Origin of the sequence: Haemophilus parainfluenzae (assembly GCF_003252795.1) — a bacterium.
Taxonomy (GTDB): domain Bacteria; phylum Pseudomonadota; class Gammaproteobacteria; order Enterobacterales; family Pasteurellaceae; genus Haemophilus_D; species Haemophilus_D parainfluenzae_K.
This window is the reverse complement of record NZ_QEPQ01000015.1, coordinates 1-517: the sequence shown is the minus strand read 5'-3', so window position 1 is coordinate 517 and position 517 is coordinate 1. Positions and strand designations below refer to the sequence as shown.

Genomic DNA, 517 nt, shown 5'->3' with positions numbered 1-517 from the left:
GCCCTTTCACGGCGGTAACCGGGGTTCGAATCCCCGTGGGGACGCCAAATAAAGATAACTTTATTATCTTCTGTTCTTTAACAACCAGGAAACAAGCTGAAAAACTGAAGAGACTTTCAAGTCCTTTAAGGATAAGAAAAAGTCTGAGTAAGAATAAAATCTTGATTGAACAAAAGCAATCAAGTGTTTAGTTGAAAATGCAACATCAAGAATTTTTGAGGTTGTATAGTTAAGTGACTAAGCGTACAAGGTGGATGCCTTGGCAATCAGAGGCGATGAAGGACGTGCTAATCTGCGAAAAGCTTGGATGAGTCGATAAGAGGCGTTTAATCCAAGATGTCCGAATGGGGAAACCCAGTAGATGAAGAATCTACTATCACTTACTGAATACATAGGTAAGTGAGGCAAACCGGGAGAACTGAAACATCTAAGTACCCCGAGGAAAAGAAATCAACCGAGATTTCGTTAGTAGCGGCGAGCGAACGCGAAGGAGCCTGTTAGTGATAATGACAGAGAC

At 42.0% G+C, this 517-nt stretch carries 1 protein-coding gene and 1 rRNA gene; both read left to right on the top strand.

Annotated elements, in window-relative coordinates; translation table 11 throughout:
* Window positions 1–191, top strand: a 191-nt coding sequence (locus tag DPV81_RS09450) for a hypothetical protein (protein WP_207930114.1), incomplete at its 5' end; no start/stop codon positions are given.
* Window positions 192–227: 36 nt separating this feature from the next.
* Window positions 228–517, top strand: a 23S ribosomal RNA gene (locus DPV81_RS09380); the annotation flags it as partial.